General features: G+C 38.8%; 19 protein-coding genes. 10 read left to right on the top strand and 9 right to left on the bottom strand.

Features of this window, described 5'->3' with window-relative positions:
• Positions 1 to 7: 7 nt before the first annotated feature.
• Together AC07UV_RS24990 and AC07UV_RS24985 are read right to left on the bottom strand one after the other, a co-directional pair.
• Positions 8 to 277 carry a hypothetical protein gene (locus AC07UV_RS24990; RefSeq protein WP_495185740.1) on the bottom strand — a complete coding sequence of 90 codons (270 nt, stop codon included), beginning with the start codon at positions 275 to 277 and terminating at the stop codon, positions 8 to 10.
• 305 nt (positions 278 to 582) lie between these two features.
• Complete coding sequence (locus AC07UV_RS24985; protein WP_120257884.1) at positions 583 to 1,161, bottom strand: hypothetical protein; 579 nt, start codon at positions 1,159 to 1,161, stop codon at positions 583 to 585.
• 177 nt (positions 1,162 to 1,338) lie between these two features.
• Here AC07UV_RS24985 and AC07UV_RS24980 point away from each other — a divergent pair, with 177 nt between their 5' ends.
• A complete protein-coding gene (locus AC07UV_RS24980; protein ID WP_495185739.1) occupies positions 1,339 to 1,689 on the top strand; it encodes a hypothetical protein in 351 nt (116 codons plus the stop codon).
• Positions 1,690 to 1,829: 140 nt separating this feature from the next.
• On the opposite strand, the gene AC07UV_RS24975 is transcribed toward AC07UV_RS24980, so the two are convergent.
• Entirely contained in the window at positions 1,830 to 2,075 is a 246-nt protein-coding gene (locus AC07UV_RS24975) for a hypothetical protein (protein WP_495185738.1), read from the bottom strand.
• Between the two features lie 401 nt (positions 2,076 to 2,476).
• On the opposite strand from AC07UV_RS24975, the gene AC07UV_RS24970 reads away from it, so the two are divergent.
• From AC07UV_RS24970 to AC07UV_RS24955, 4 genes are all read left to right on the top strand, one after another.
• A complete protein-coding gene (locus AC07UV_RS24970; RefSeq protein ID WP_495185737.1) occupies positions 2,477 to 2,977 on the top strand; it encodes an RNA polymerase sigma factor in 501 nt (166 codons plus the stop codon).
• A gap of 77 nt (positions 2,978 to 3,054) precedes the next feature.
• Positions 3,055 to 3,246 carry a hypothetical protein gene (locus AC07UV_RS24965; protein WP_120257889.1) on the top strand — a complete coding sequence of 64 codons (192 nt, stop codon included), beginning with the start codon at positions 3,055 to 3,057 and terminating at the stop codon, positions 3,244 to 3,246.
• A 210-nt stretch (positions 3,247 to 3,456) separates the two neighbouring features.
• On the top strand, positions 3,457 to 3,924 hold the full coding sequence (locus tag AC07UV_RS24960; protein WP_495185736.1) for a ferritin-like domain-containing protein: 468 nt from the start codon (positions 3,457 to 3,459) through the stop codon (positions 3,922 to 3,924).
• A gap of 101 nt (positions 3,925 to 4,025) precedes the next feature.
• On the top strand, positions 4,026 to 4,991 hold the full coding sequence (locus tag AC07UV_RS24955) for a DNA topoisomerase IB (RefSeq protein WP_495185735.1): 966 nt from the start codon (positions 4,026 to 4,028) through the stop codon (positions 4,989 to 4,991).
• 4 nt (positions 4,992 to 4,995) lie between these two features.
• Here the strand turns inward: AC07UV_RS24955 and AC07UV_RS24950 are convergent, their stop codons facing one another.
• Positions 4,996 to 6,198 (bottom strand): NAD(P)/FAD-dependent oxidoreductase, encoded by a 1,203-nt coding sequence (locus tag AC07UV_RS24950; RefSeq protein ID WP_495185734.1) that lies wholly within the window; start codon positions 6,196 to 6,198, stop codon positions 4,996 to 4,998.
• 216 nt (positions 6,199 to 6,414) lie between these two features.
• Between AC07UV_RS24950 and AC07UV_RS24945 the strand changes: the two genes are divergently transcribed.
• From AC07UV_RS24945 to AC07UV_RS24935, 3 genes are all read left to right on the top strand, one after another.
• Positions 6,415 to 7,032, top strand: coding sequence for a hypothetical protein (locus tag AC07UV_RS24945; protein ID WP_495185733.1), 618 nt, complete (start codon positions 6,415 to 6,417; stop codon positions 7,030 to 7,032).
• A gap of 166 nt (positions 7,033 to 7,198) precedes the next feature.
• Positions 7,199 to 9,373 (top strand): GAF domain-containing sensor histidine kinase, encoded by a 2,175-nt coding sequence (locus tag AC07UV_RS24940; RefSeq protein WP_495185732.1) that lies wholly within the window; start codon positions 7,199 to 7,201, stop codon positions 9,371 to 9,373.
• Positions 9,374 to 9,813: 440 nt separating this feature from the next.
• A complete protein-coding gene (locus AC07UV_RS24935) occupies positions 9,814 to 10,086 on the top strand; it encodes a hypothetical protein (protein ID WP_282254825.1) in 273 nt (90 codons plus the stop codon).
• Between the two features lie 29 nt (positions 10,087 to 10,115).
• On the opposite strand, the gene AC07UV_RS24930 is transcribed toward AC07UV_RS24935, so the two are convergent.
• The 3 genes from AC07UV_RS24930 to AC07UV_RS24920 form a co-directional block, all read right to left on the bottom strand.
• A complete protein-coding gene (locus AC07UV_RS24930; protein WP_495185741.1) occupies positions 10,116 to 12,134 on the bottom strand; it encodes a glycoside hydrolase family 43 protein in 2,019 nt (672 codons plus the stop codon).
• Between the two features lie 115 nt (positions 12,135 to 12,249).
• Complete coding sequence (locus tag AC07UV_RS24925) at positions 12,250 to 12,912, bottom strand: response regulator transcription factor (RefSeq protein ID WP_282254826.1); 663 nt, start codon at positions 12,910 to 12,912, stop codon at positions 12,250 to 12,252.
• A 9-nt stretch (positions 12,913 to 12,921) separates the two neighbouring features.
• A complete protein-coding gene (locus tag AC07UV_RS24920) occupies positions 12,922 to 13,620 on the bottom strand; it encodes a hypothetical protein (RefSeq protein WP_495185731.1) in 699 nt (232 codons plus the stop codon).
• A gap of 372 nt (positions 13,621 to 13,992) precedes the next feature.
• On the opposite strand from AC07UV_RS24920, the gene AC07UV_RS24915 reads away from it, so the two are divergent.
• Both AC07UV_RS24915 and AC07UV_RS24910 read left to right on the top strand, forming a co-directional pair.
• Positions 13,993 to 14,499 carry an RNA polymerase sigma factor gene (locus AC07UV_RS24915; RefSeq protein ID WP_495185730.1) on the top strand — a complete coding sequence of 169 codons (507 nt, stop codon included), beginning with the start codon at positions 13,993 to 13,995 and terminating at the stop codon, positions 14,497 to 14,499.
• Positions 14,500 to 14,655: 156 nt separating this feature from the next.
• Positions 14,656 to 15,378, top strand: a complete 723-nt coding sequence (locus tag AC07UV_RS24910; RefSeq protein WP_495185729.1) for an SIMPL domain-containing protein — start codon at positions 14,656 to 14,658, stop codon at positions 15,376 to 15,378.
• 106 nt (positions 15,379 to 15,484) lie between these two features.
• On the opposite strand, the gene AC07UV_RS24905 is transcribed toward AC07UV_RS24910, so the two are convergent.
• Entirely contained in the window at positions 15,485 to 17,881 is a 2,397-nt protein-coding gene (locus AC07UV_RS24905; protein ID WP_495185728.1) for a TonB-dependent siderophore receptor, read from the bottom strand.
• 410 nt (positions 17,882 to 18,291) lie between these two features.
• Positions 18,292 to 24,180: an alpha-2-macroglobulin family protein gene (locus AC07UV_RS24900; protein ID WP_495185727.1), complete on the bottom strand. Its 5,889-nt coding sequence runs from the start codon at positions 24,178 to 24,180 to the stop codon at positions 18,292 to 18,294.
• Between the last annotated feature and the right edge of the window lie 31 nt (positions 24,181 to 24,211).

Here is a 24,211-nt window from a genome sequence, read left to right as displayed (position 1 = left end):
AAAGTTTTTATATCAACGTTTGTTTATATTCATCGAAATGTTCGCATATTTCTTCCATTCCGATACTTTTACCCATTAGATCAATGAAGCGGTTTTTATACAGTGAAAAAATATACAAACCTGTGGCAATATTCCCGATAACAAATATGCCTTCAAGTTCGTTGCTTCTAACGATCTTATCCTTCAGATGACATTCCTTTAGCAATGGAATATTGTAGGAAGACCATTTCCCCATTCGATCTCTAAGTATCAATCCGATATCTTTTGTTTTCATCATTGTTATTGTCTTTTCTAATGATAGAACAGTTGTCAAAGATTAAATGTTTCAAAAATTCAACGACTAAAAACAGAACAAGTGTTTAATTTTAAGTCCACCGTATTTATACGTCCGTTTATCTTTCAACTACCTAGCCCAACTATTGGTCATGGCAGGAGTCATACTATTATTCCAGGCCCCTACCTAGCATTTCCGATTCCCTATTTCATTGGGAATACCCGGAGAAACATGGTCCGCTGAAAAAAAAAGTTTCCAAACCTTTCGGAATGGAAACTTGATGTTAAAGGTCTCCCATGGAGTAAGTTTTACTTTTTACCTGGCAAGTAGATCTGGAACCCAACGCCTACACCCAAACCACTCGCTCCAGTACCGGTATTAATGCTGGCCTTGCTATAATTGTAACCGAAAGTTGCTTCCAAGGCTACAGTTCTGGTAATAAAATGCGCATAACCAACGTTTGCTCCTAATGCCAATGCAGCGCTTTTTCCAACCGAGCTCCCAGAGATACCAATGTCACCCTGACCGAAAAAACGTCCTGTGGACGAGCCACCTTGAGGAAAATAATATCGAACAAAAGGTGCTATACCATAGGTCCATTCGTTGTCCGCATCCTTCTGTGTTCGCAACCCAAGGTTAGCCTGTGCGCCGATTGCTAAACCGTCTGACACAAAATAGCCTGCGCGCGGTTGCAATGCGGCATTAAATGACTTTCCTTCGAAACTATAACCCAGACTACCGATTGATCCACCAACCATCCAGTTGCCTTGACGGATAGGCTCAACACCGACATCGGAGGACATCTGTGGCGTAGTTTCGATCTTTTGCGCGTTTGCCTGTAAACAAATACCGCCTGTAACCAATAAAAGTAGTGCAAATTTTCTCATAGTATCTTTTTTAATAAATTACTTTAGTTTAATAACAAGCTACATGGTTGAAAAGTTTTGTATTTATTATTAATTTCATTTTTAGTACAGAAACTATCTTATCCCATCCAATAGCAGCTCCATCGCACAAAAAAAACAACGATTCGATGCTGACAGCTGTTCAATCTGTAAAAAGGAATGATGAGAACAACAATTCAATTTCGTAGTGGTGCGCCGATGACATTTGAAGATGCTTTTATACTACTAAACGAAATAGACCCTATCGGCAATAGTCCAGGTACGGATAGCGGCACACCCGTACGCAAAGCTCCAAAGGTTCCTGACTTGAAAGAAGTAACACCGGATAACTATTATCCGGAAAGTGCTAACGGTCCCGATCCGACAGAGGAAGAGCAACGTGACAGAGATGATCTGGACCATATCGATCCAGAACATGACAAACATCCGCAGAAACCGGATCATGAAGAAGAGGATATCTATACGCCCGATACTGACCAGGAGGAGGATGTGGAGGAAAAAGGCTTATAATGAAAGATTAAAAATAAAACGATATGACTAAAAATCATGAAAAACAGATCAAAGATGATACAAACCCACTAATCAAAAAACTCTCTTCGTAAAGGGAGTTTTTTGATTAACGGTTCCCTATTGACGCGCTGATAACACGTCTAATGTTTGACATCCGTTGAACTATCCTTTTGTGTGGAGTCCAGTAAGGTCGTATCCCTCTGCATACTCATCTTTTGCTGCTCACTCAAGTTGTACCTTGTTTCATCGGCATCACTCGGGGCAATATTATCCGATTGTCCGCTTCCCTCCTGATTATTTTTGGAGGAATTTTTACAGGAAAATATGGTTGTACTACATAATAGCACAATTGCAATCATAGGTATTAATTTCTTAAATTCTTTCATATGTAATTATTTATGTTTGCTAATCTTTATAAAATAACCCTGTTCAAGAATCTTTAGTTCAATAAAAAATGAAAAACTGTTCCAATTGGCTACAAAGGCAGACAGTTTACCGGATAAATTTTCATTACCGAGACCCGTAATTAGGACATTTTTTAAGGGAATAAATACCCTATTGACCTGAGAGAAAAAAGTTTGGGCAGACATTCATTAAGACTTTATTTTTCGAATAAACTAGCCTCAATTGTAGCTTTTCGGCTACAATGTATCAAAATACGGCTATACGTATTTTCCGCAGTTAGCTGTTTAAACAAACATTAACAGCTCAATTATAGCAAAACCTAGCACTCTAATTGTACCTGTTTGGCCAAGAAAATCAATCATTTTAATAAACGAAAGATATCATGAACAATTCCAATTTAAACTTGCTGGTCGAAGAAAAAAGAAGCTTATTGAAACATTTCGCGGGAAAATTCACCACCGATCCTGACGAAAAGGAGGACTTGATTCAGGAAACACTTATTCGCGCATTGAAGTCGATCGATGACTTTATTAAGCATCCCAAATTAATGTCCTGGTTGTACGTGATCATGAAGAATGTTTACATTAATCAGTATCGCAAAGCAAAGCGAACGAACGAAATTCATGAAACCTACATTGGCCTCGAGGCTTACAATACAACTGAATCGAATAAAGGTGAAAACAAGTTCGTATCAGACGATATCGAAAAGGCGATGTGTAACCTTTCGGAGGAAAATTACCAAATCTTCCAGTTATTCTTGGAAGGTTACAAATATCATGAAATTGCCTCCTATTTTGGGATGCCAGAAGGAACAATAAAGACGAGAATACATATGACACGCAAGAAATTACAAAAGCAGCTAAAAGTATATCAACTTAAATAAAACCAAATATCATTTTTGCTGTTAACATAGCATAAGTCCTTTATAGAGATTTGTCAGTACACTAAAAAAATAGCCATATGAATCCTAAAATCAATAAATTCGATCAGCACTATATGTCGGTTTTGCTGATTATTTGTGGTGGTCCTATCGGAAAGGGAAATAATAAGACAATCGTTCTGTCAGCTACAACCACTCCAACAAATAAAAAACAAACTAAGGAGAATATTGAAGAGGAAAAGAAACCTGCTTCCTTGAATAAAACAAAGTAAAATACATACAAATAAAGAGATCACTTTAACTGAATAATTGATCTCTTTTTTGTCTGTGCAATACCCCAACCGACTGATAGATCTTCGCTCCGCATTTTACCCATTAATTAACAGGGTAGAAATACGTGTACTTCTTTTTTTCTCAACGGAACAGTTCCTGAATCAGTTCTTAGATTGAGAAATAATTTAATCACATAAAAATCATACGACATGGAAACGATAACAATCAATGATAGTACATTAATCAATGACTTGATACAAATCAATAATGATCGTATTGCCGGGTATAAAAAAGCAATTGAAATCGCAACACGACTCCATATCGATAGCTTAAATGGCATCTTTGTTGAATACATGAGTCAATCCGAGCTATTTATTGAGGAGCTCAAACCGTATTTAGAGCAACAAGCTAAGGCGGCTACTGATGGCACAATGGTCAGTGGAAAACTCTTTAGGATATGGATGGATATCAAATCTGTCATTTCGGGAAACGACGAAAAAAGTCTATTATCAAGTTGTGAACAAGGCGAAGATGCATTTAAGAAGACCTATAAAGATGTTGTTGACAATCAAGATTGGGAAATTACACACGATCTATTACTTCTGATTGAAAAACAGCTCGCCATACAACTTGAAGCGCATGGATACATCAAAACATTACGGGATAATGCATCTTAAATAATCCTGCTTTTATCCGAAGACCTAAGATCCTTATTATTTCAATAAATGAGGATCTTTGTATTAAAATACAGCATAATTAAGCTCCATAAACTACCTGTATGAAGATAATAAATACCAAAGGATACACAAGACGTAAAGTTAAACAAAGCTTTAAATACTTTGATGACTCAGGTAAGGCGATTACCGATACCAAGGTATTAGACAGAATAAATCATTTGGTTATTCCGCCAAACTGGAAAGCTGTTTGGATTTCAAAAAATGCGGGGAGTGATCTACAAGCTTATGGTTTTGACCAGAAGGACCGTAAACAATACATCTATCATCGTAAATTTGTGCAGCAAAAACAAACAGAGAAATTTAGGCATATTCTTTATATGGGACAGTATCTGCAAGATCTCAGAAAAATAACCTCCCGACATTTGAAACATCAGGACTGGGATATGGAAAAACTATGTGCAATTGCCTTTAAGATAATGGATAGTACACTTGTACGGATTGGAAACAAGCGCTATACGTTAGAAAACAAGTCTTATGGGCTCAGTACACTCGAAAAAAGACATGTAAAAATAACCGACAATACAATCATATTAGCCTATAAGGGTAAAAAGGGTGTCTTTCAGGAAAAATCCTGGAAAGACAAGCAGCAAGCGAAATTACTTAGCGAACTACTCCAGTTTAAAGGGAAAAGGCTTTTTCAGCTTGATAAAACATCTTGTGAAAGTAGATTTTGCGGTCGCATATTCAATGCTTATCTACGGGATCATTGTCCCGGCCAGATCAGCTGTAAAGATATCCGTATTTGGGGCGCCAGCCGCGAAGCGTTCAACCTTTTATCCCAAACAAAGCAAGGGGAAGATTTAAATACGCGAAAAAAACAGCTGAATGGGGTTATAAAGACAGTCGCCAAGCAGCTGGGCAATACCAAAACAGTTTCTGAAAATTATTATATCCATCCAGCTATACAGATGACATTTATGGAAGGAAGATTTCCATTTATCAAGGAAAAATTGACGCTTAGCAAGCTAGAAAACAAACTGTTTCGTTTCCTGTTAAAATATAGCTAATTCGCTATCGTCCAAACTTAAACCATTCGGACAGGGGGTGCTTTCTATTTTCTAACCAAAAGGCCACCATTTCCATTGCAGTGACCGAAAATGTAATCCCATTGCCACCAAAACCACAGACAAAATAGCTGTTTTTAAACGCCTTATGTTCACCAATATACGGCAGACCATCCTTGGTTACCCCAAAAGTTCCAGCCCAGGTAAAATCTGTTAAAAAAGGTTTATTGAAGATCTTCTGGAAAGACTTTCCTAACTTATCCGACTTTTTGGCAATTAGGGCATCTCGCTTCTGTGGATCGCGAAACTCTTCATCCTCCCCCCCGATCAAAAATCGACCGTCATCGGTCGTTCGCATATAGAGGTAAGGGTCGGAAGTGTTCCAGATCAATACGTCTTTGTACTGTTGATACAATGTAGAGTCCACTTCGGAGACAATCGCGAAGGTACTTAACAAGTCCACAAACTTCTCAGGAATAACCGAAACAGTCTCATAGCCCGTGCAATATATAATTTTTTTTGTGCGGATCGTTGCACCTGTAGATACTGTGACCACAGTGCTCTGCCCATTGCTTTTAACAGAGACAAGTTCCGTCTTATCAAATACCTCCAATCCCGCTTTTACATTATAAACCAATAGTTCATGGGTAAAGCAAAAAGCATCCATACTAGCTCCCTGTCCGGAAAGTATCCCACCATACGCATTCGCTAGCCCATATTGCGCTTGAATTTCGTCCGCAGATAGCCAGTTGACGGCAAATCCTGCAGATTCCCGCGCATTAAATTCCTGTTTTAGCCATGGAATATCCTTTTTACGTGCGGCATAATATAAGGATTCCTTTGCGCGAAAACCGGCTTTAGATTTGATTTTCCGTGTAAGTAAACCAATGTCATCTATTGCTTTGCTACAGGCCTTATAACTAGCAATAGCGCCCTCTTCACCGATTAGTTTCTTTAATTCATAGAGCGGTGTATCAATCTCATATTGCAACATGGACGTTGTTGCTGCTGAGCTTCCATTAGCGATCTCGCGTTTATCAATAAGCACACAGTTCTTCCCCATCGCCATACATTGATGGGCAATGAGGGCGCCAGTGATTCCGCCACCAACAATTAAAATATCGCAGGTTTTGTCCTGATGCAGGGAGGGATAAGTCGCCAAAAGCCCATTTTTTATCAACCAAAAAGGTTCATTAGATTTTAAATCCATAATAAGTGACAAGCAAATGCACTAATAACCAAATACGAGAGGAAAAGTTTGGATTGCTGTTTCCTAAAGTTCCATTTAACATATTCCAACGCGCCATGGTTTACCATAGGCACTTCGCAGATTTGCCCTTGTCAGAAAAAGATCTTGCCCATAGATAACTTACAATTATTCGCATCAAACCAAATTGAATTGAATAATGTTCTTTAGTAAAAAGGCATGAAAAATATTATTCCTGAACAGAAAGAAGGAAAGAAACTGGATTGCTTCGAATCCATTGATTTTGAGAGTACCACAATGGCTGACCTGGCCTTTGATTCCGCATGTTCCAGTCTCTCACATGTCAATCACTGGTATGAGCTAGCCACAATTCCAGCGACGACTTTTCAATTGACGAACAGCGTTGGACTGCCTATTGACCGACCATTGGCGCTACATGACTATATTAGGCTGAATATCCCTGGTCCCGGCCTTCCCAGCAGTGCCGGATATGACTGGGTCAATGTCGTTAATATCATCCAGGATTCAACAGCCGAATATAAACTATATGCCTTAACCCTAAAACCTTGCCCAGACCCACAACATCCGGAAAATAAAGATACCGCCCACTTTTTTGAAGGGATCTCCTCCTCTACCTTTCTCGTAGAACAACGACGCAACAGCATTTTAATTCAGTATGCGGGACGAAACGAGATTATCAACGTGGAAAACCATAGCCTTGGAGACAATATCAGAAACTTAATTATTGGGATGGCTGCTAAAATAGGTGCATCTTATCCGCAGTGGAAATTGCTCGTCAAAGGCCTTGCAAACCATATCCGCAGCGAACAAAAATAAATATAGGAGCGAACTGTCAGGTAGAATACGATTTATTTAAAAGAAAATAATTTTAAACATTGAAATCTAGCCAATAAAAACATCCGATTTGCCACAGATAACCATTCAAACTGTGTTAATTTTTTCGTATATTTAAGCTATATCATAAGGAGTTTTTGGGTTACGTATGAATACTGCTTTTCAATCTAACAATCAAAATACGATCAATCTTCAGCATTTTGGTAGTCTTGTTGTTTTGGATGAACAATTTACTATTGTGGCTTTGAGCGAGTTTGCAGCTGAAAAAGCTGCCCTTCCTACTTCCACACTATTGGGAACTAACTTTTTCGAAAGTTTTGCTGTAGCCTTTGGTGATGCTATTCGAAAAATAGCGACTGCGTTGAGCGAGTTACGAGAACATGGACAATCGCGTCATATTCTACCTATTAAAATATTCCAAGAACGTGTCTATTTTAAACTTAAAATATACCAGGGGCATTTTTATATTGAATGGGAGGAACAACACAAAAAATATATATCCGCAAGAAAGATAAACGAATTCAACTTCTTACTTGACACCATCCAACCTAACAACTGGGATCGAGTCTGTTTGGCTATCAATAGATTATTGAATTACGATCGTGTTTTTGTTCTTCAGGTTCAAGAAACAGGATATAGTGAAGTGATTGCCGAACATACTTCTGATGGCAAACCTTATTTTAGAGGGAAAGAATTTTCTAAAGACTTCATGCCCAAAGAGGCAATGGAATATTATAGTAACTATTCGTATCGTTATATCCCCAATGTTAAAAAAAATGACCAGAATTTTGTTTATATTGAAGACAGCATTGATACACTTTCCAGTTTGCTCTGCCCACTTCCCCATCTCCATCGTCTTTTTCTGGAAAAGATCAATGTTCAGAGCGCCTTATTTTTCCGTATTTGTATAGATGACGAATTTTGGGGGCTAGTTGTAGCGCAGCACGCAGAAGAAAAAGTGATAGATCTGCAACAACGGAAACTTTGTACTTTTGCTATTCAAGCCGCTACCAACAAATATGAAAGCCATGTTAAACAGAATCTACTTGAAAGAACAGAGCTCCTTAATAGCGCAGAAGTAGAACTAAAAAGAAGCCTATCTGAGAATAAAATGGTGAATTGTGCTTTGGTTCAGCACATAGATACCCTCATGCAATTGGTCAATGCGGACGGTTTGTCTATATTTAATCAGGGTGATGTATTTAACCATGGGCATACACCACATAAAACACTGTTTTATGAAATCATTCAATTCCTGCAAACGCATAGTGATAAAGCTTTATTCAAGGATTACAATTTTACATTAAATCATCAGAATCATTTTAAAGAAAAATTGAATTTTGCGGGTCTGATGTACCTCAAAGTCGGCATAGAAAGTGATTATTACCTTGTATGGTTCAGAAAAGCAAGCCAAAGTCGTGTCATGCAAATCCGGCAGGATCAAAAACACCGTCGAAAGCCGGATTGTTTGGAGGTCTGGGAGGATGTTCGTTATGATGTGGCAAAGCCATGGAATGATGCTGAAATCAATTTTGTCCTGCGATTGAATCAGATTATCAAAGAATCTATATTTAGAAAGCTCAAAGAAAGACAGTTACTCAACGAAGAACTGCTGAGCCTGAACAATGAGTTAGAAATGTTTACTTATACCCTATCGCACGATCTGAAAAACCCCTTGTCAATCTTAAAAATGGGTATACAATTTCTACAGCAGCATTCCGACGATATTGATCTTTCAAAAACTAACAAATGGTATCAAAATTTCAGCAGGAGTGTTTCCAATATCGAAGACATCATCAACAATATGGTCCAATTGAGTCAACACCGTGCGAGCGTTTTGGACAAAGAACCACTTCCCATGGCTTACACACTGCAGCGTATTTTCCAGGAAAACAAAACCCTTTATAATACACCTGATTGTCAGTCATATTTTGGGCAATTACTACCGATTTGGGGCGAAAAGAGTGCCGTCTACCAGATCTTTACCAATCTTATTGTTAACGCGATCAAATATTCAGCTCAATCGGACAAACCTGCGATTAAAATTGAAAGTACAAATCAGGACGATATGACTTATTATTGCATCAAAGATAATGGTATAGGCATCCCTGAGGAGCATCTGCCACATATCTATGAAATGTTTTCCCGTGCTGACAACGTCTCGGGTATTCCAGGTACAGGGATCGGACTATCGCTTGTTAAACGCGTCATGGAACGTTTGGGAGGTACAATAGAGATCGAATCCACCGTTGGTTTAGGAACAACAGTCCACTTATATTTCCCTATTGTGGCACCTTTTCCGGATCATATGCTCAATGATTGATTTACGTAGCTTCGGAGAATATGACTGCTAGAAACCGCTCCGGAGCTAATCATATTGCTGATGATTGACGTGTTGGAGTTCTGCCCAAAAAGATCAATACTAGTTCTTCTTAGTTAATTTTCGGTAAACAACCAGGGTTATCACAAAAATAAAAATGAGAATAAAAAGCCAAATACCTGGTTCGGCATACCATTCATTTGAATTCCCGGTATTTAACGCTTCCGTTTGTTCCGATGGTTGTGTTACTAGAGCTAGTATACAATTTAAAACATAAGGTACCTTCATCATAATCTGTTTCGTTGATCCAACATCTATAGAACCCTCGTCATGCAAAAGTCGTTTGAATTGGATTAGTTTAAACCAATTGCCCTTTGTAATTGTTCCTTTAATAAAAGCTATAGTTATAAATGATATAGCAATTGCATTCAATCATCAAAATAATGGAAAAGACATTACAGCATTCGATAGTGAAACAAGGTTTGATTATTTTATATTATTTCAGCAATAGATGGTATCGTAAATGTCTCTTTACAGAAGGCCATATTCCCGCTTTAAATACAACTCCCGCCATGAAAACGTTAGAGGACCTCGAAAAAACGAATACACTTACCAAAGGGGAACTTAGGTGCAATCATCAAGATGAAGACAATGACAGCAGTGATAGGCCACATCAAACTGATAAAAAGTCAGGTGGAGAGGAAAAAAGCAGTTAACCAAAAAAAATACAGATTAACCGCTAAGGTCAATCTGTAAGAACTCGTAGCTGATTGTTTTGGCTAAAATCGATGTCACGGATAAATACCATCCGTTTATCTCCGGTTTTTGTTGTTCGTCCATGGTAGACACATCGAAGTTTGCCTTCGCGGTCTCTAAAGATGCTGTTGTGTCCTGTACCTGACACGATCCCTCCTCTATCCGTATTTTTTTCAATAATCGGATTCGTTTGTGATTTTTCATAGCTTCCCAACGGAGATTTAGCGGTAGCATAACCAACAGCATAATTTGCTCCCGCAAAATAATTTGCAGAATACATCATATAATATTGTCCTTTGGCGTGGATTAAGAAGGATCCCTCTGTCCACCTTCTGTTAATTTCGCCAGAAGACACCGACCGACTTTCCCATTCCGATTGTGCATCACTCATGCGCGCGGGAGGACGTATTAAAAGTACCGGCTTTCCAATCACGTTCTGCATGCTACTGTCAAGCTCGATACCATAAACCCAGCTTTCTTCAATAGCATTGTACCCCCATTTAGACTTGGCCCAATCGGCAATTTCGGAGGCAACGGGATGTTCATAGCAGCAACGCGAATAAAATAAATAATTTCTATTGTCGACATCCCGAAAGACATTCGCATCAATAATAGGATATCCAGGGTCAAATAATGGTTTACCTGTCAAATCTATAAATGGTCCCAAAGGACTATCCGCTACGGCAACACCAATACGATAATTCTCCAGCTTATTTCCAGGGTTTTCCTTCCAGTGCGCACTATAATACATATAGTATTTATTATTGATGGCGTACACCTCTGGCGCCCAAAAGTCCTTGATCCCCCATCCTTTGGCCTGTTTGCCATCATACACTTTCCCAGCTTCCTTCCAATGCCTTAGATCTTTAGAACTGTATGCTATAAACCCATTTTCTGTGCCTCCCGTTCCGTATAGATAATATAGATCTGTAGGTGGATCATATAAAATAAAAGGGTCACCAAAAGCGACATCAATAGGCTCGTCAGATTTGTTGACAAGCTCAAGCAACCTGAACTTGGAACTGTCAAATTTGGGAATTGCAATACCACTTTGTCTATCAGAAGCAAGATCAATAGGTACAATAGCTGTATGTCTTGGAGCAACTTGAGTGTCAGAATAATGTGTATGACATATATAATACCATTGTTGTCCTTTTTGGAATAAATCACCATGGCCAGTACCGGCAAATCCACTTGTATGCTGGCTCAATAAAGGATTTGTTTCAATTTTTTTCCAGGGACCATACACATTGTCCGCTACCGCAACACCTACGGCATAGTCTTTATTTCTAAAATCATTGGCCGAATAAAACATATAATAATGATTGCCTTGCTTTACAACAGTAGGTCCCTCACTGACTGACCATGTTGAACCTGCAGTATTCTCCCAAGCTTTTTCAGCATGCAAACATTCTTTTAATGTTTCTTTTTTGATTCCTGAATAGTCATCTTTTAACTCCGCAACGAAGATGCGGTTTCCTTCCACCAATCTCACATGAAACAAATATTTTTTACCATCGCTGTCCCTAAAAACATAGGGATCAATCTGCTTTCCGCCATCAATAAGCGTTTTGGCAATGACCTGTTTAAAAGGGCCCATTGGAGAATCGCTGATAGCGATGGCAATTTGCTCATCAGCCGTATAAGCCATGTAAAATTTGCCTTGCTCCGACCAGACTTGAGGTGCCCAAAAGCCTTTGGTTCCAAATACATCTTCTTTTACCAATGCAAATCCGGCTTTTGCACCAATGGGGCCCGCCCATTGTTTCAAGTCTTTAGACCGATATACTTTAAAGCCTAACTGTTTATCGCCATCCCCATTGGTACCATATAGATAGTAATAACCGTTATCGTAGAAAATGGTGGGATCCGCCTGAAAAATAGCATTTTCCAATATCAGTAACCTGGCCATAGAATCGGTTGGAGACTGCGTAAAAATACCATGCCCTGTTGCGTAGCTCAACGAATCTATCGCACTGAGAATAAAAAGCAATACATAAAATTTCATCTGTTTCACCTGAATACAATTTAAGTTCACACTAAAATTGAACAAATAATTTTTATATCACAGGTGTTATCGTATCAATGAAAGATCAATTTGTATCTTTTTCTTATTATCAGGGTTAATTCAATATCCCATTTTCGAAGGCAAACTTCACTAAATGTGCTGTATTTTTCACACCCGCTTTATCAATTAAATTTTGACGATGGCCCTCCACTGTACGCTTACTCAAAAAGATCTTATCGGCAATTTCAATATTTGTATAGCCTTCAGCGATAAGCCCCAAGACTTCAAGTTCACGTTCAGAAATTTCAAAATCTGCCCGTGATCCTATCGGATGCTGCGCGTAACGTTGCCCCGAACGTATATGTTCCAAAAGCAACATGGAGATCTCTTCACTCATATATCGGCCACCAGCTGCAATGTGGTTGAGCGCAAAAAGTAATTCGTTATACCCAATGTTTTTCACCAAATATCCCATAAGGCCATACTCAAACCCTTCGATGACATAATTAATCTGGTTCAACATCGACAGGATGACGACTTTTATATTTCCATATTGCTTATATAAGACCCGCAAAAGCGCTATACCATCCATTTCCTCCATGCTGATATCCGTCAAAATAATATCTGGAACTGAATCTGGATTCGATTGCAGGTAATCTAGCGCTTCCTTACCATTGGAAGCCTCCCCAACAACTTCAAAACTATCCTGGGATTCTAAAAGCAATTTAATACCATTGCGCACCACCATATGGTCTTCTACCAATAGGATTTTTATCATATCGTCTTTTTAAATAGTTGATTTAAGAATTATACCCTCTTCGAGGGTGTCACTAACAATTTGAGCACTGTAAAGCTCTGTTATTTTTATTAAACGCAATGGGCTATCCACACGTTTGGGTGTCTGTAATGAATTATCTTCTTTAAAATAAGGTAACACCTTAATAAAGATTGCAAAATCGATGAGCTGCACAGATATCGAAATTGCCTGAATAGGCATCTCCTCCTTCAAATATTCAAATAGTGCCGTAAGCAACTTAAAAAGGCGAACTTGAATATGACGCTGAAGTTCCTTTAAATTTGGATCGAGAATAATATCTATGGTAAAACTCAGCTTTTGTTTATAGGAAGCCACTACTTCATCAATCGCATGGAAAATCCCGAGATCATTCAAGATAGGGTTATAGAGCAAGGTCGCTTTATTACGCAGCTCGATTACTAGAGAAGTCAATGAATCCCGTAAACAATGTAGCTCTTCAAAATCACCGTGTCTATTGGTGAAATTCTGGAGCGAAATACGCATACCATACACTTCTTGCGCAAGTTCATCCCTAAAGTAACGCCCAAGACGCCCGAAATCTTCTTGTTGACTCCGGATAATGGATTTGTAAAACTCTTCTTGGTTCCCACCCCAAATCTGATTTAGATCATGCCCCTCTTCGTTTCGCTGTGATTGATCTATATATAAATTTTCGTCTTCGTTCCCCATAGTATTCTCCTTTTTGTACCTATGATTAATAACCATTATCAAACTCGAACAGTTTTTAAAAACTGATAAAACGTTAAAAGATGGCTGTATAGTTTATAGTACTACGTATAAATACGTAGTACTACGGGATAAAGAATGGATTTAAACAAGGTAAACACTTGTTGTTAAAGTAAAAAACACCTTAATTTTATCCCCGAATCAGACAGTACAACCATTGAAATAAATGACAATTAACACTGATTTACAGCTAATTACAGTAGAAACAAAATTACTCACCGCGATTTTAAATTTAAAAACATTGACTTTTATCTTTTTTTTCTAGCACCCTAATTGTAGTAACCTTGGCACTGATAGACACTTAAAATTGATAATATGGAAAATACAACAATCGATCAACTGTTTAAGGAAAAGAGACCTACATTAAAATATTTGGCTGCTCAATTTACAAGTGATCCAGATGAAAGAGAAGACTTGGTACAAGAAACTATGGTTAGATCATTGTCTTCCATAGAAAAGTTTATAAAGCATCCTAAGCTCATGTCCTGGTTATATATCATTATGAAGAATACATATATTAACCAGTATACACGGAATAAGAGACTGGAAAATTACCGCAACGAATATATAAGCACCGGTTATGTCAATGAAATTACACGTAACCGTGGCGAAAATAACTTTGTGGCATCGGATATTCAGTATGCGCTCAATAATTTACCAAAGGATTATTACAATGCTTTTGCGCTATTTTTGGAAGGGTTTAAATATTACGAAATTGCGGAGCACTTGCAAATACCTGAAGGAACTGTAAAGACGCGTATCCATATGGCGCGTAAGTCCTTACAAAAGCAACTTAAAACCTACTCGAAGAGTATTTATTAAAAATAGCAACCCTTTATATAGTGAAGCAGGCGCTCATCGTGCCTGCTTTTTTGTTTGGCTATTTCTGATTTGATTTTTTGGGTCAACAGGCGCTCTCCCATTAATTTAGTATATTAGACTAGGTACTAACTAAATACAGATTAATAATATAGAAATATGAGAAATAAAATAAAGTTCTTGTCGCTAGTTGTCAGCAGTGGTTTACTATTCATGATATCCTGCCAGTCTGTCTCCAATGACAATCAAAACCGGATACGGGTCAGCGGTGAAGGAAAAATTAGGATAATGCCGGATCAAGTTACACTCACCATAAATACGGCATTTACAAAACCGAGGATGGTGGATGCTGTAAGGGAAACACAAAATACAGTAGATAGTGTCATTGCTATACTTGGTAAATACGGGAATAAAAAGGAAGATATAAAGACAAGCAGTGTCTCAGCCAATAAAGACTATCAATATATTGGAAATACGACTAAATTTGTCGGCTACCAAGCACAGCAGACTATCGATTTTGTTCTGCATGATTTATCCAAATTCACTGAATTAACGGGAAAATTACTCGAGACAAAAATAAGCGGAATTGGTTCCATTTCATTTGCCCACTCCAAAGCCGACAGTATTCTACGGGAAGCTGACCTGATTGCCTATGACGACGCACTAAAATCCGCTCAAAAGCTGGCTTCGAGAGCTGATGTAAAAATTGGCAAACTCTTGTTCCTATCAAACGATGGCAGCGCTTCCAGTGAGTCTACCAGTAACAGAACCGGAATGGCTTTAGAAACATTCAGTAAGGCTTATGGCGGAGAAGGTTTTAAAATAGCGCCAGAGGTACTTGAATTTAAAAGAACAATCTACACCGAATTTGAAATAAAATAGCATACCCGCCATACAATACGATCGGTCCAGCGCACAATAAAATGTCCCCAAAGGTTGTACACTTTTGGGGACATGGTATTTTCAGTATTTTTTTATTGCAATTTTGCTAGAATTTGAGACTCAGCTCGGCAGCAAAATTCCTCGGCATTTGGGCGACAACCACTCCTTGTCCAGAAAAATAATGTGCATTGCTGATGTTGTTCATCTTGACACCAAAACGATAGAAATCACGTTCAAGAGAGATCGAAGCATTTAGCAACGTATAGGCTGGGAATACAAATTTCCCGATTGTAGAATTATCAGCAGAAACCTGCTTTCCAACATGATTGACACCAAATCCAAAACCCAGTCCCTGTAATCTCGGTGTCTGTAACACATAGCTGACCCAGGAGTTGAAAACTTGTGCTGGACCGGCAGAAGCAGGACGGCGCCCTTCTACTGTTGGGTGAGCCCGTTGGAATCTACTATCATTATAGGTATAGCCCGTAAGAATATTCAACCCTTTGATCGGATTGGTGATCAATTCGAGCTCAATACCTTTGCTTCGTTGTTCTCCATCCTGAAAAGTGATATCAACCTTATCTATAGTTTCCGAACGGGTCATATTATTCACAACAATATCATAATAGGAAGCCGTAAAATTAAAACGGTTATTCCAGAAATTGGTTTTGATCCCCGCTTCCCATTGATTGGCCAGTTGTGGTTTCATCTCCTTTGGATATCCATCAGGATTATTGGGCACTGGAGGCACATAGCTAAAGCTGTTCATATAGTTACCATAGGCGGACAACTTATCTTTAAGCAGTTGGTATACCACACCAAATTTGGGTGAAAGTGCGGTTTGTTTAAAACTTAAATCCCGTTTATTTGAGTTGAAATCTAATAGACCACGGCTGTTATAATGATCCAATCGCAAGCTCACGATAGTCGTTAATCGATCTGTCAGAGACAGTACATCGGATATATAAGCACCATAGATGTTGCTTGAAGAATAGTTACGTTGTAGTGGTCTTGTAGACAGTTGTATTTTTTGCGAGGCCAGTTGATTGGAAATAGGCAAATAACCTTTTTCTAAATCCAGCGCATTGATGGTATCAAACACAACAATAGGTGAATTATTATTCCGTAAGGTCTGGTTCAGATAATCTACCCCGATCAAAATTTTATTCTTAACACTTCCGATCTGGAAGCTTCCATTGAAATTTTGCTGGATACTCGTAGAACTTCCCTCGGTATTCTGCCATTGGATATTCCGCTCAAGCATAGCATCACTTTTATCTCCTCTGATAAATTGGTATTGGTACATACCCTCTGTTTTTCTAAAATTTCTGGAGATCAACGTCTGTGAAGTCCAATTATCTGAAATCTTATAATTTACCTCACCCTTGATATTGATGGATGGGGCTTTCAGCGTAATATCATTGTTAGAATAAGATCTATTCCAATCAAAACCAAGTTCCTCAGGTCTCTTTGCAATAAATTGGCGTGTACGTGTAAGGAAAATAATTGGTGTATTCGTCCCTTCGTAGTTGTATATCTGCGCACCAAGATTAAACGTTAAACGATTATTGACTTCGTAGCTAAAAGTCGGTGCAACAAAAAATGATTTTCTAAATTCGGAATCACGGAAACCGTTTTGGTACTGATAGGCTGTATTTAAACGAAACAACGTCTTACGATTGCTGGTGATAGGTCCAAATACATCAGCTGTAAGGCGATTTAAGTTATAGCTACCAAATAAATAAGATACTTGGCCGCCGTAGTAATCCTTAGGTTTCTTCGTGACGAGGTTGACCAATCCACCGAAAGAGGTCGCTGCTCCGCCATATAAAGTACCTGAAGGACCTTTTATAACCTCGATACGTTCCACATCCGCAGGATCAATTTCACCATTCGTGTTTGCAGGGAGGCCATCTACCAAACCTATTTTCGTTGGGAATCCACGCAGATTGTAATAAATAGCACCATCTGACCCACGGCCTGGACTTCCTTGCACTTTTACCATCCCCACAACGTTTTTAACAGCCTCCGACAAATCAGTGGTCAACTGCTCTTTCATCAATTCTTTGTTGACATTGGAATAGGACTGTGGGTTTTCCATATAGCCCAACTGCACCTTTGCAACTTTTGAGCTATCGCGTTCTAAGAATTTATTGCGTCGGTAACCATATACGGTCACCCCATCCAGATAGTAATTGTTTTTAGTCCCGTAAATCGTTGGAAGGACAGTTGTCTGGTTGTCAACATGAATATTTTCCCGCAATAACTCAATATCATTTAGACTGACTTGTAGAATATAATCACCTGGAGGAACATGGTCTAAATAAAATTCTCCAGCAGCGTTTGTCCGCCCCTGGTAAGATGTATTTAATAGCCGGACAATGGCATCCTTGGCAACTACGGACTGGTCTACCATGATTTTGCCGGATATACGATCAGCTTTCTGGCCGAATGCTGTGAAAAACAGCAGGATTGAGACGATAAAAAGTATCGATCTTTTCATAAAAATTGTAATGGTTTTAAATTCTATTGAATATTTTATTTAGACAAATTCTAAACAAAAGTAATCTATATTTTTAAAATTCAAAACAAGCTTATAAATTCAGGCTGACAACAAACCTTTCGCCATTCACTTGTAATATTTACTATAAAAAAAATAAAACTATCTAATGAGTACAATTATTTCCTCACAGCACTCTTAAACAACAAAAATAGGCTATTAGCACTTATTTATATTCAATAAATTTAAACCCAATTTCCACAAAAAAGATAAAAAAAAGCTGTTTAGCGCACTTATTTTTAGATTAGAAAGCCGCCCCCCTACTTCCTGTCTCATGGTATATTAATCGATAAAAAAGCTACTCTCAGAAATTTCCAAGAGTAGCCAAAGTTTTAGATTTTTCTTTGGAATATTTAGGGTACGATGCTCAATACTATATTCGTACTCCGGGCGTTAACCCCAGGATCATACATAGATTCTATTGTCGTGATTCCTGAATTAAAAATCCCTAGGTTATTCGCTTTAACCTCATACTCGTAAATGGATCTTCCCTTAGACAAGCGATCCATAAAATAATTTGTTGAAGCATCTTTCGAGCTGAAATAGTAGTTCTTCCGCCATTGATATCCCGAAGGACTAAACACCGGTTCTACACCAGCTGGACGGCTATCTTTCAGATGAATGTATTGCATCGGCTCGTCATTGATTACCGTAATCCTAACTTTGATACGTTCCCCCAGTTTAGCTTCCTTGGATTCTACCCATTGCCCTTTTCGTTCCACTAGATATACTTTCTGAACGGAAAGTGCATTTGTACTTGATTTTATCTGATCAAGATCAGCAAAATACTGATGCACAACTGCTCCATAAACCGTTCTTTCGTTATGATTTTGAACTTGAATATCAAGATCAGTCTGCAAATCGACTTTATCGAACTGCTTACTGACTTCTCCCAAAACAGTATTGCTTAATTCGGCCTTTTTGTTGTTAATCGAGATCTGTACCGTATTTTCAACAACAAAGTCTTTTGGATTGTTAGCCAATAACAGTGCGTATATTGCATCTACAGTCATCCAGGTACTATACCAATGATTTACCTGTTTGTTATAATAGATCCATTGAGTGACTTGATTTAGCTTAGCCGGATTGTTTATTTTGTACGCTTCCACAAGATAGGATTGCAAACTGATCTTATTGTACTGGTTTACATTACTTTTCCAATACATTCCTTTCTGCACATCGATCACGGCCTCCTGATCAAGTCTATTCTTGATCTCCATGCTCTGCTTGCCCTGGCCAAAGATCTGGCTCACAATCCATGTTTTCGCTGCCAATCCAGCGCTACGACCAGCGCTACTTAACGAAGAATTGACCAATTTGCGCTGCAATAATTGGAGGGAATCCTTTGGTATAGGATTAAATTCAGTCCAATATCGTCGTGCAAACAAATAGTCTATCCCTAGATCGGCGCTGGCTTTGGCTGAAAATATAGCGGGATCCCGGTCAAGATAGTGTGAGAGTTTTGCAGCCATCGCACGGATATCACTATTGACCAAGCTTTTATCCAAATAGAGTACCTTACCGATAATTTCAAGCATACGGATACTAATTTCAGTATTAGCCCGTCCTCCATCAAACCATGAAAATGAACCATCTGCGGATTGATTATTGCGTATTTTTTGTTCAACAGCGTTGATTTCGGCTTGTATATCCGTTCCAAAGAACGCTGCAATTTTCTTCAATCGTTCAGCATCACCCTGTATGTCACGCAACCAAGGCATTTCTTCCATTTTGAACTCATTTAAACTACTATTCTCCTCCAATCGGCCTTTTTTTGTATCAACATTCAATTTTTTGAAGTAGTCTGTCACTGCTGGATAATGCAACTGAATATATTGGGCCATCTTGAGACCAAACCACTTACTACTCAACTGTTCGTTGCATTCGTAAGGATAATTTTTCAGATAGTCCAGTGCGGAGAGTATTTCTAAAATGGGATTGCTTTGTACCTGGATTTTCCCCATGAGATTGTCCTTCGTACTTCCCTTTACTGTGAAATTTTTGGATTCACCGGCTTTTAAGATGATCTTCTCTGTATCACCAATCAGTATCTTATTTGGCAATACGGGGATTTCAATAATCTCACCATCCGAAAACTCACCTCCAGCTGCAACGATACGAATCTGTATCGTAGGATATTCTGCCGGAATTGTTAACGACCATGCTACCGTGCTGTTATTTGATGCCTCAACACTGAAGTTTTTTAGCGCTGAATCGATCTGGAAAGCAGTTGAAACCACTTGATTATTTCGTGGGTCGATAAGCTCTATTTTTGCATTCCCCTGAATACGCTCTTTGCTCAGGTTTTGAATTTGTGCTTTGATCGTTAGCTGGTCATTCGTTCTAAAATAGCGTGGAATATTCGGACGCAGCATCAACTGCTTTTGGGTTTGTGTAAAATACGTCCCGCTAGCCGATGCCAAATGCTGATCATGAGCGAAAAGCAGCAATTTCCATTTCGTCAATGCTTCGGGACTATCAAATTCAAAACTGATATTCCCTGCTTCATCGGTATACAAATTGGGATAGAAGAAAGCAGTTTCCTGTAGATTAGTCCGAGCTTTTATATGTTGTAGCTGTTTATCTGCTGGTAAGTCCATCCCACCGCTAGCTGTCGCACTACCGCTCATCCCAGACTGGGCGACCTCCTCATTTACCACCATATATTCTGCGTTTACTGCATCCCCCACAGCTAAAGGCTCATACATAATCGCCGAAGTAGGCAATGGCGCCGACTGCTTTGCTGCCGCAGGCATACCTCGAAGAACAATCCGGGTACCACCGTTTCTAAGACGTGGTTCCCTTGATCCAAAGTACAGTGTTGCCGCGGCACGATAAGCTTGTTCATCGATCAACTCCTCGTATGTCACATCCCTTTCCAAGGAGCTTCCAAAGAAGCCCCTGCGGGCTGACAATAGATCATAGTTGTAAATTTCATCACGCCGATTATCCGTATAAACCCCATAGAAATTCGAAGTAAAAATGTTCCCTGAATAGGTCTGCTGTTGAAAAGCGTTTATAATATAGTAGTTATTTGATCTTGGATAATACGGATAACGAAATTGGAAAGAACCTAAAGCGTGGCTAGCGAATGCGTCCAAAGATGCATCATACATTGTCGCCAATACCTCGGTCGCGATTGGTTTATCCTCTTGTTTTACCGTAAAACTCCATTTTTCTTTTTGACCGGGTGTTATTTTATCCCTAAATGTCTTGGTTTGAATTGTTAGTTCCTTATTTTGTTGCGAAATAGGGATAACAATATGGGATAGCGTCATTTTATTATCCACCAAAAATAATGCATTCAGTTGCAGTTGCCCTACGACATCCTGCTCAGTCAGCACAAATTGATAGCTGATACGACCATCTTTCCAACTTAATACCTTTGTCTCCAATTTCTGCGAACCTCGCTCACGAAACAGTAGCAATTTCCTGGCATTTTTTACATCCGTCTGCATATTGATGGTAACCTGATCACCAATTTTGTATTTGAATTTATCCAACTGGTAGGAGAAAAACTGCTGGTCGCTTAGTTTCTTATCTTTCGACCGATATAGACTAGTGTAGCTAATAGCGCGCACCGTATCCCCTTTAAGTATACTGATGGCTTCGATCTGATATCGTCCCCAATCAAACTGTAATGAGTCCAGTATGATCTTGCTCGTATCTGCGTTATCAAAATCATAACTGGCTATCTTCGTTTTTTTCTCTTCTTTTTCGAGCGAAGCCGGATCGAAATAAAGTGGAAAATACTTGCTATAAAGATTTTTTGAAAGCAGGTGGTACTCCGCCCTTCCGAAACTTCCCCGATATTCATCTGTCAGCGGAAGGCTTGCCTGTTCCAATTTATAAATGTTGACCTTTCCGCTGAATTTTAATGGGAAACCATTTTGATTCTGCTTTAAAATGGTAACATCCCGCCATTTTTTTTCTTCCATCAGATTCGGTACCTGAATCTGGAGCTGCCATGGACGGGATGAATAGGTATAACCTCCAGAAGCCATCTGCATCTCCCCTGTCTGATTGATCACCTCAGCCTGGTATACCAATACATAATCTTTCAATCCTGAAAACTCACTATCCATCAATGGCACGCGTATCGTAAAGTTTCCCTTAGCATCCACGGTTGTGGTAGAATCACTATAAACGATATCCTTTCCTTCGTTGGCATTATAAAACGAAACTTTATACTTCACTGCTGCGCCAATTAGCGAAACACCTGAAAGACTCTCCGCCTTGCCAATGAATACCGCTGTATCTTTCGAAGTATAGGTGAACTTGTTTGGCTCAAAAGTTACTTCAAATGTTGGACGTTTATATTCTTCAACCTGAAAATATTGCTGATCAAGCTGATTAGAATCGTGAAAAACCAATAGATTATAATTTCCATTCAATGCCTTTGATGGCAATTGGAAACTCGCATGGACAGACCCAAATAGATTGGTTGTCAAACTGATCGAGTCAACCTTCTGACGATTGGCATCCTGAAGATAGATTTTCACATTTTGCTTTTCCAGGACTTTGCCCTGTTGTACATGATCATCGTAAAGAATAGTCTTAAAATAGACCTTTTGCCCAGGACGGTAGATGGCTCTATCCATCAAGCTGAGCGCACGCATATTTGTTCTTTTATTGCTCTCCTCTACAGACGTCATCCGATCTTCATAATAAACATTATTTTGTTGCTGATCCAAAGGAATCATCGTTTTTTCCCCATGAAGCAACAGCATATGATTATGTAAATAGGCAGCATTTTTGGGAGAATAGGTGGATTTGTAATTGAACTCGCCCGCAGCATTGGTCTTTAATTGCGTGATCAGTTTAGGCAGGGCTTTATTTCTCAATTGATAAAGTTCCACCATTTCATTTGCGTAGGGAGCGCCCGTTTTCCGATTCAATAGCAAACCCGTATAGACAAATTCATTTTGAGGTTTTATATTTATACTTCCAGACAAAAATGCGTCAGAAACAATCAGTTGAGAAACAGCCACATCCCGATCCTGACCATTATCTTGAAATGATTTATTATTACCGATCAAAATCGTGTAGGCACCAGCTTTAAGGGGATTAATTTTATAAATAGTATTGTGCGTCGTATAATCTTTAAAGGCTTTCAATGCCACCTGTTCCTCGTAGACCAATGGCGCATTTACTGTAGTCTGATAACTTGCAGAATCATATTTTACCGTAAAATCTTTTGCGCCCTTAACTGTAGGACTTGTATTATAAACCCTGATATATAAAGTATCCACATTCGTGTGGTTAACCTGGAAAGGAACATATTCATCCGTCGGAGCCGTTCTTTTATAATTTAGCCTGATGAAAGCCTTTTTTATTTCCCTCGTCAAATTATCTACATTCGAAACCCAGGGCGATTTTGGATATTCTTTTAACGCTTGTTCAAGATAGGTGATTGCCTTTGTCTTTTTTCCAATATCGTTGAAACTTGCCGCCAACCGATAGAGTAAAAATGTGTTGTAGTCACTTTTATAGGTTTTTATATGCTCCAGGTAGTCTCCTTCCCGCTCTTCGATATTATTCCATTTCCAATCATAAGACATGATATAGCTGCTGGCATCTGGATAATCATTCTTGGTGCTGATTGCCAGCAATTGCTTTTTAAGTTTATCCTTATCAGCCGCATTAGTAGCTTTTAATGTATTCAAAAAATCCAGATATTGATAACCTAAAAAATGGTAAAGAGTGGGATTCAGGCTCATATTTCGTGTTTCGACAAACAGCCCCTTCCAGCGCGCTATAGGTTCCGTACTTAAACTGTTTACATCCGAAATTGAGAGACGAAAAATAGAATCGATCATACCGATTTTACCTTTTGCATCTTTTGCTACAAATTTGTTCTGGCTTTTACTTGCATATCGGTTGATATTTGAAAATAAATAAAGTGCATAAAAGTTTTGGAGAACCGATTTATTCAGCTTTTCAGCAATCCGGATATTGTCTTCAAAATGTTTCTGGATACGCAAAAAAGCGGAATCTTCAGATTGGTTTACTTCCAACACTTTCCCTTCCGCCAAAAATGCACGCACCCATTCCGCCTGGTTTCCAGAGCGTCGGGCTTCGGCTTTAATATCTGCCAATATGGGCAATGTCTGTGTGAAGTTTTTAATTGCAATGAGCCTTTCGACCTCATTCCACTTTGTCTCCACCTTGCCTGGCTTAAGCTCCTGCGAAAATCCCCAGATTGGGAGACATGTCAACAATAACCAAATGTATCTTTTCATATAATACGACGCTAAATATCTACTAAATATG

The sequence above is a fragment of the Sphingobacterium sp. GW821-FHT03E03 genome (assembly GCF_059420745.1).
Note: the sequence above shows the minus strand (reverse complement) of the source record. Positions and strands in the feature narration are given on the sequence as shown.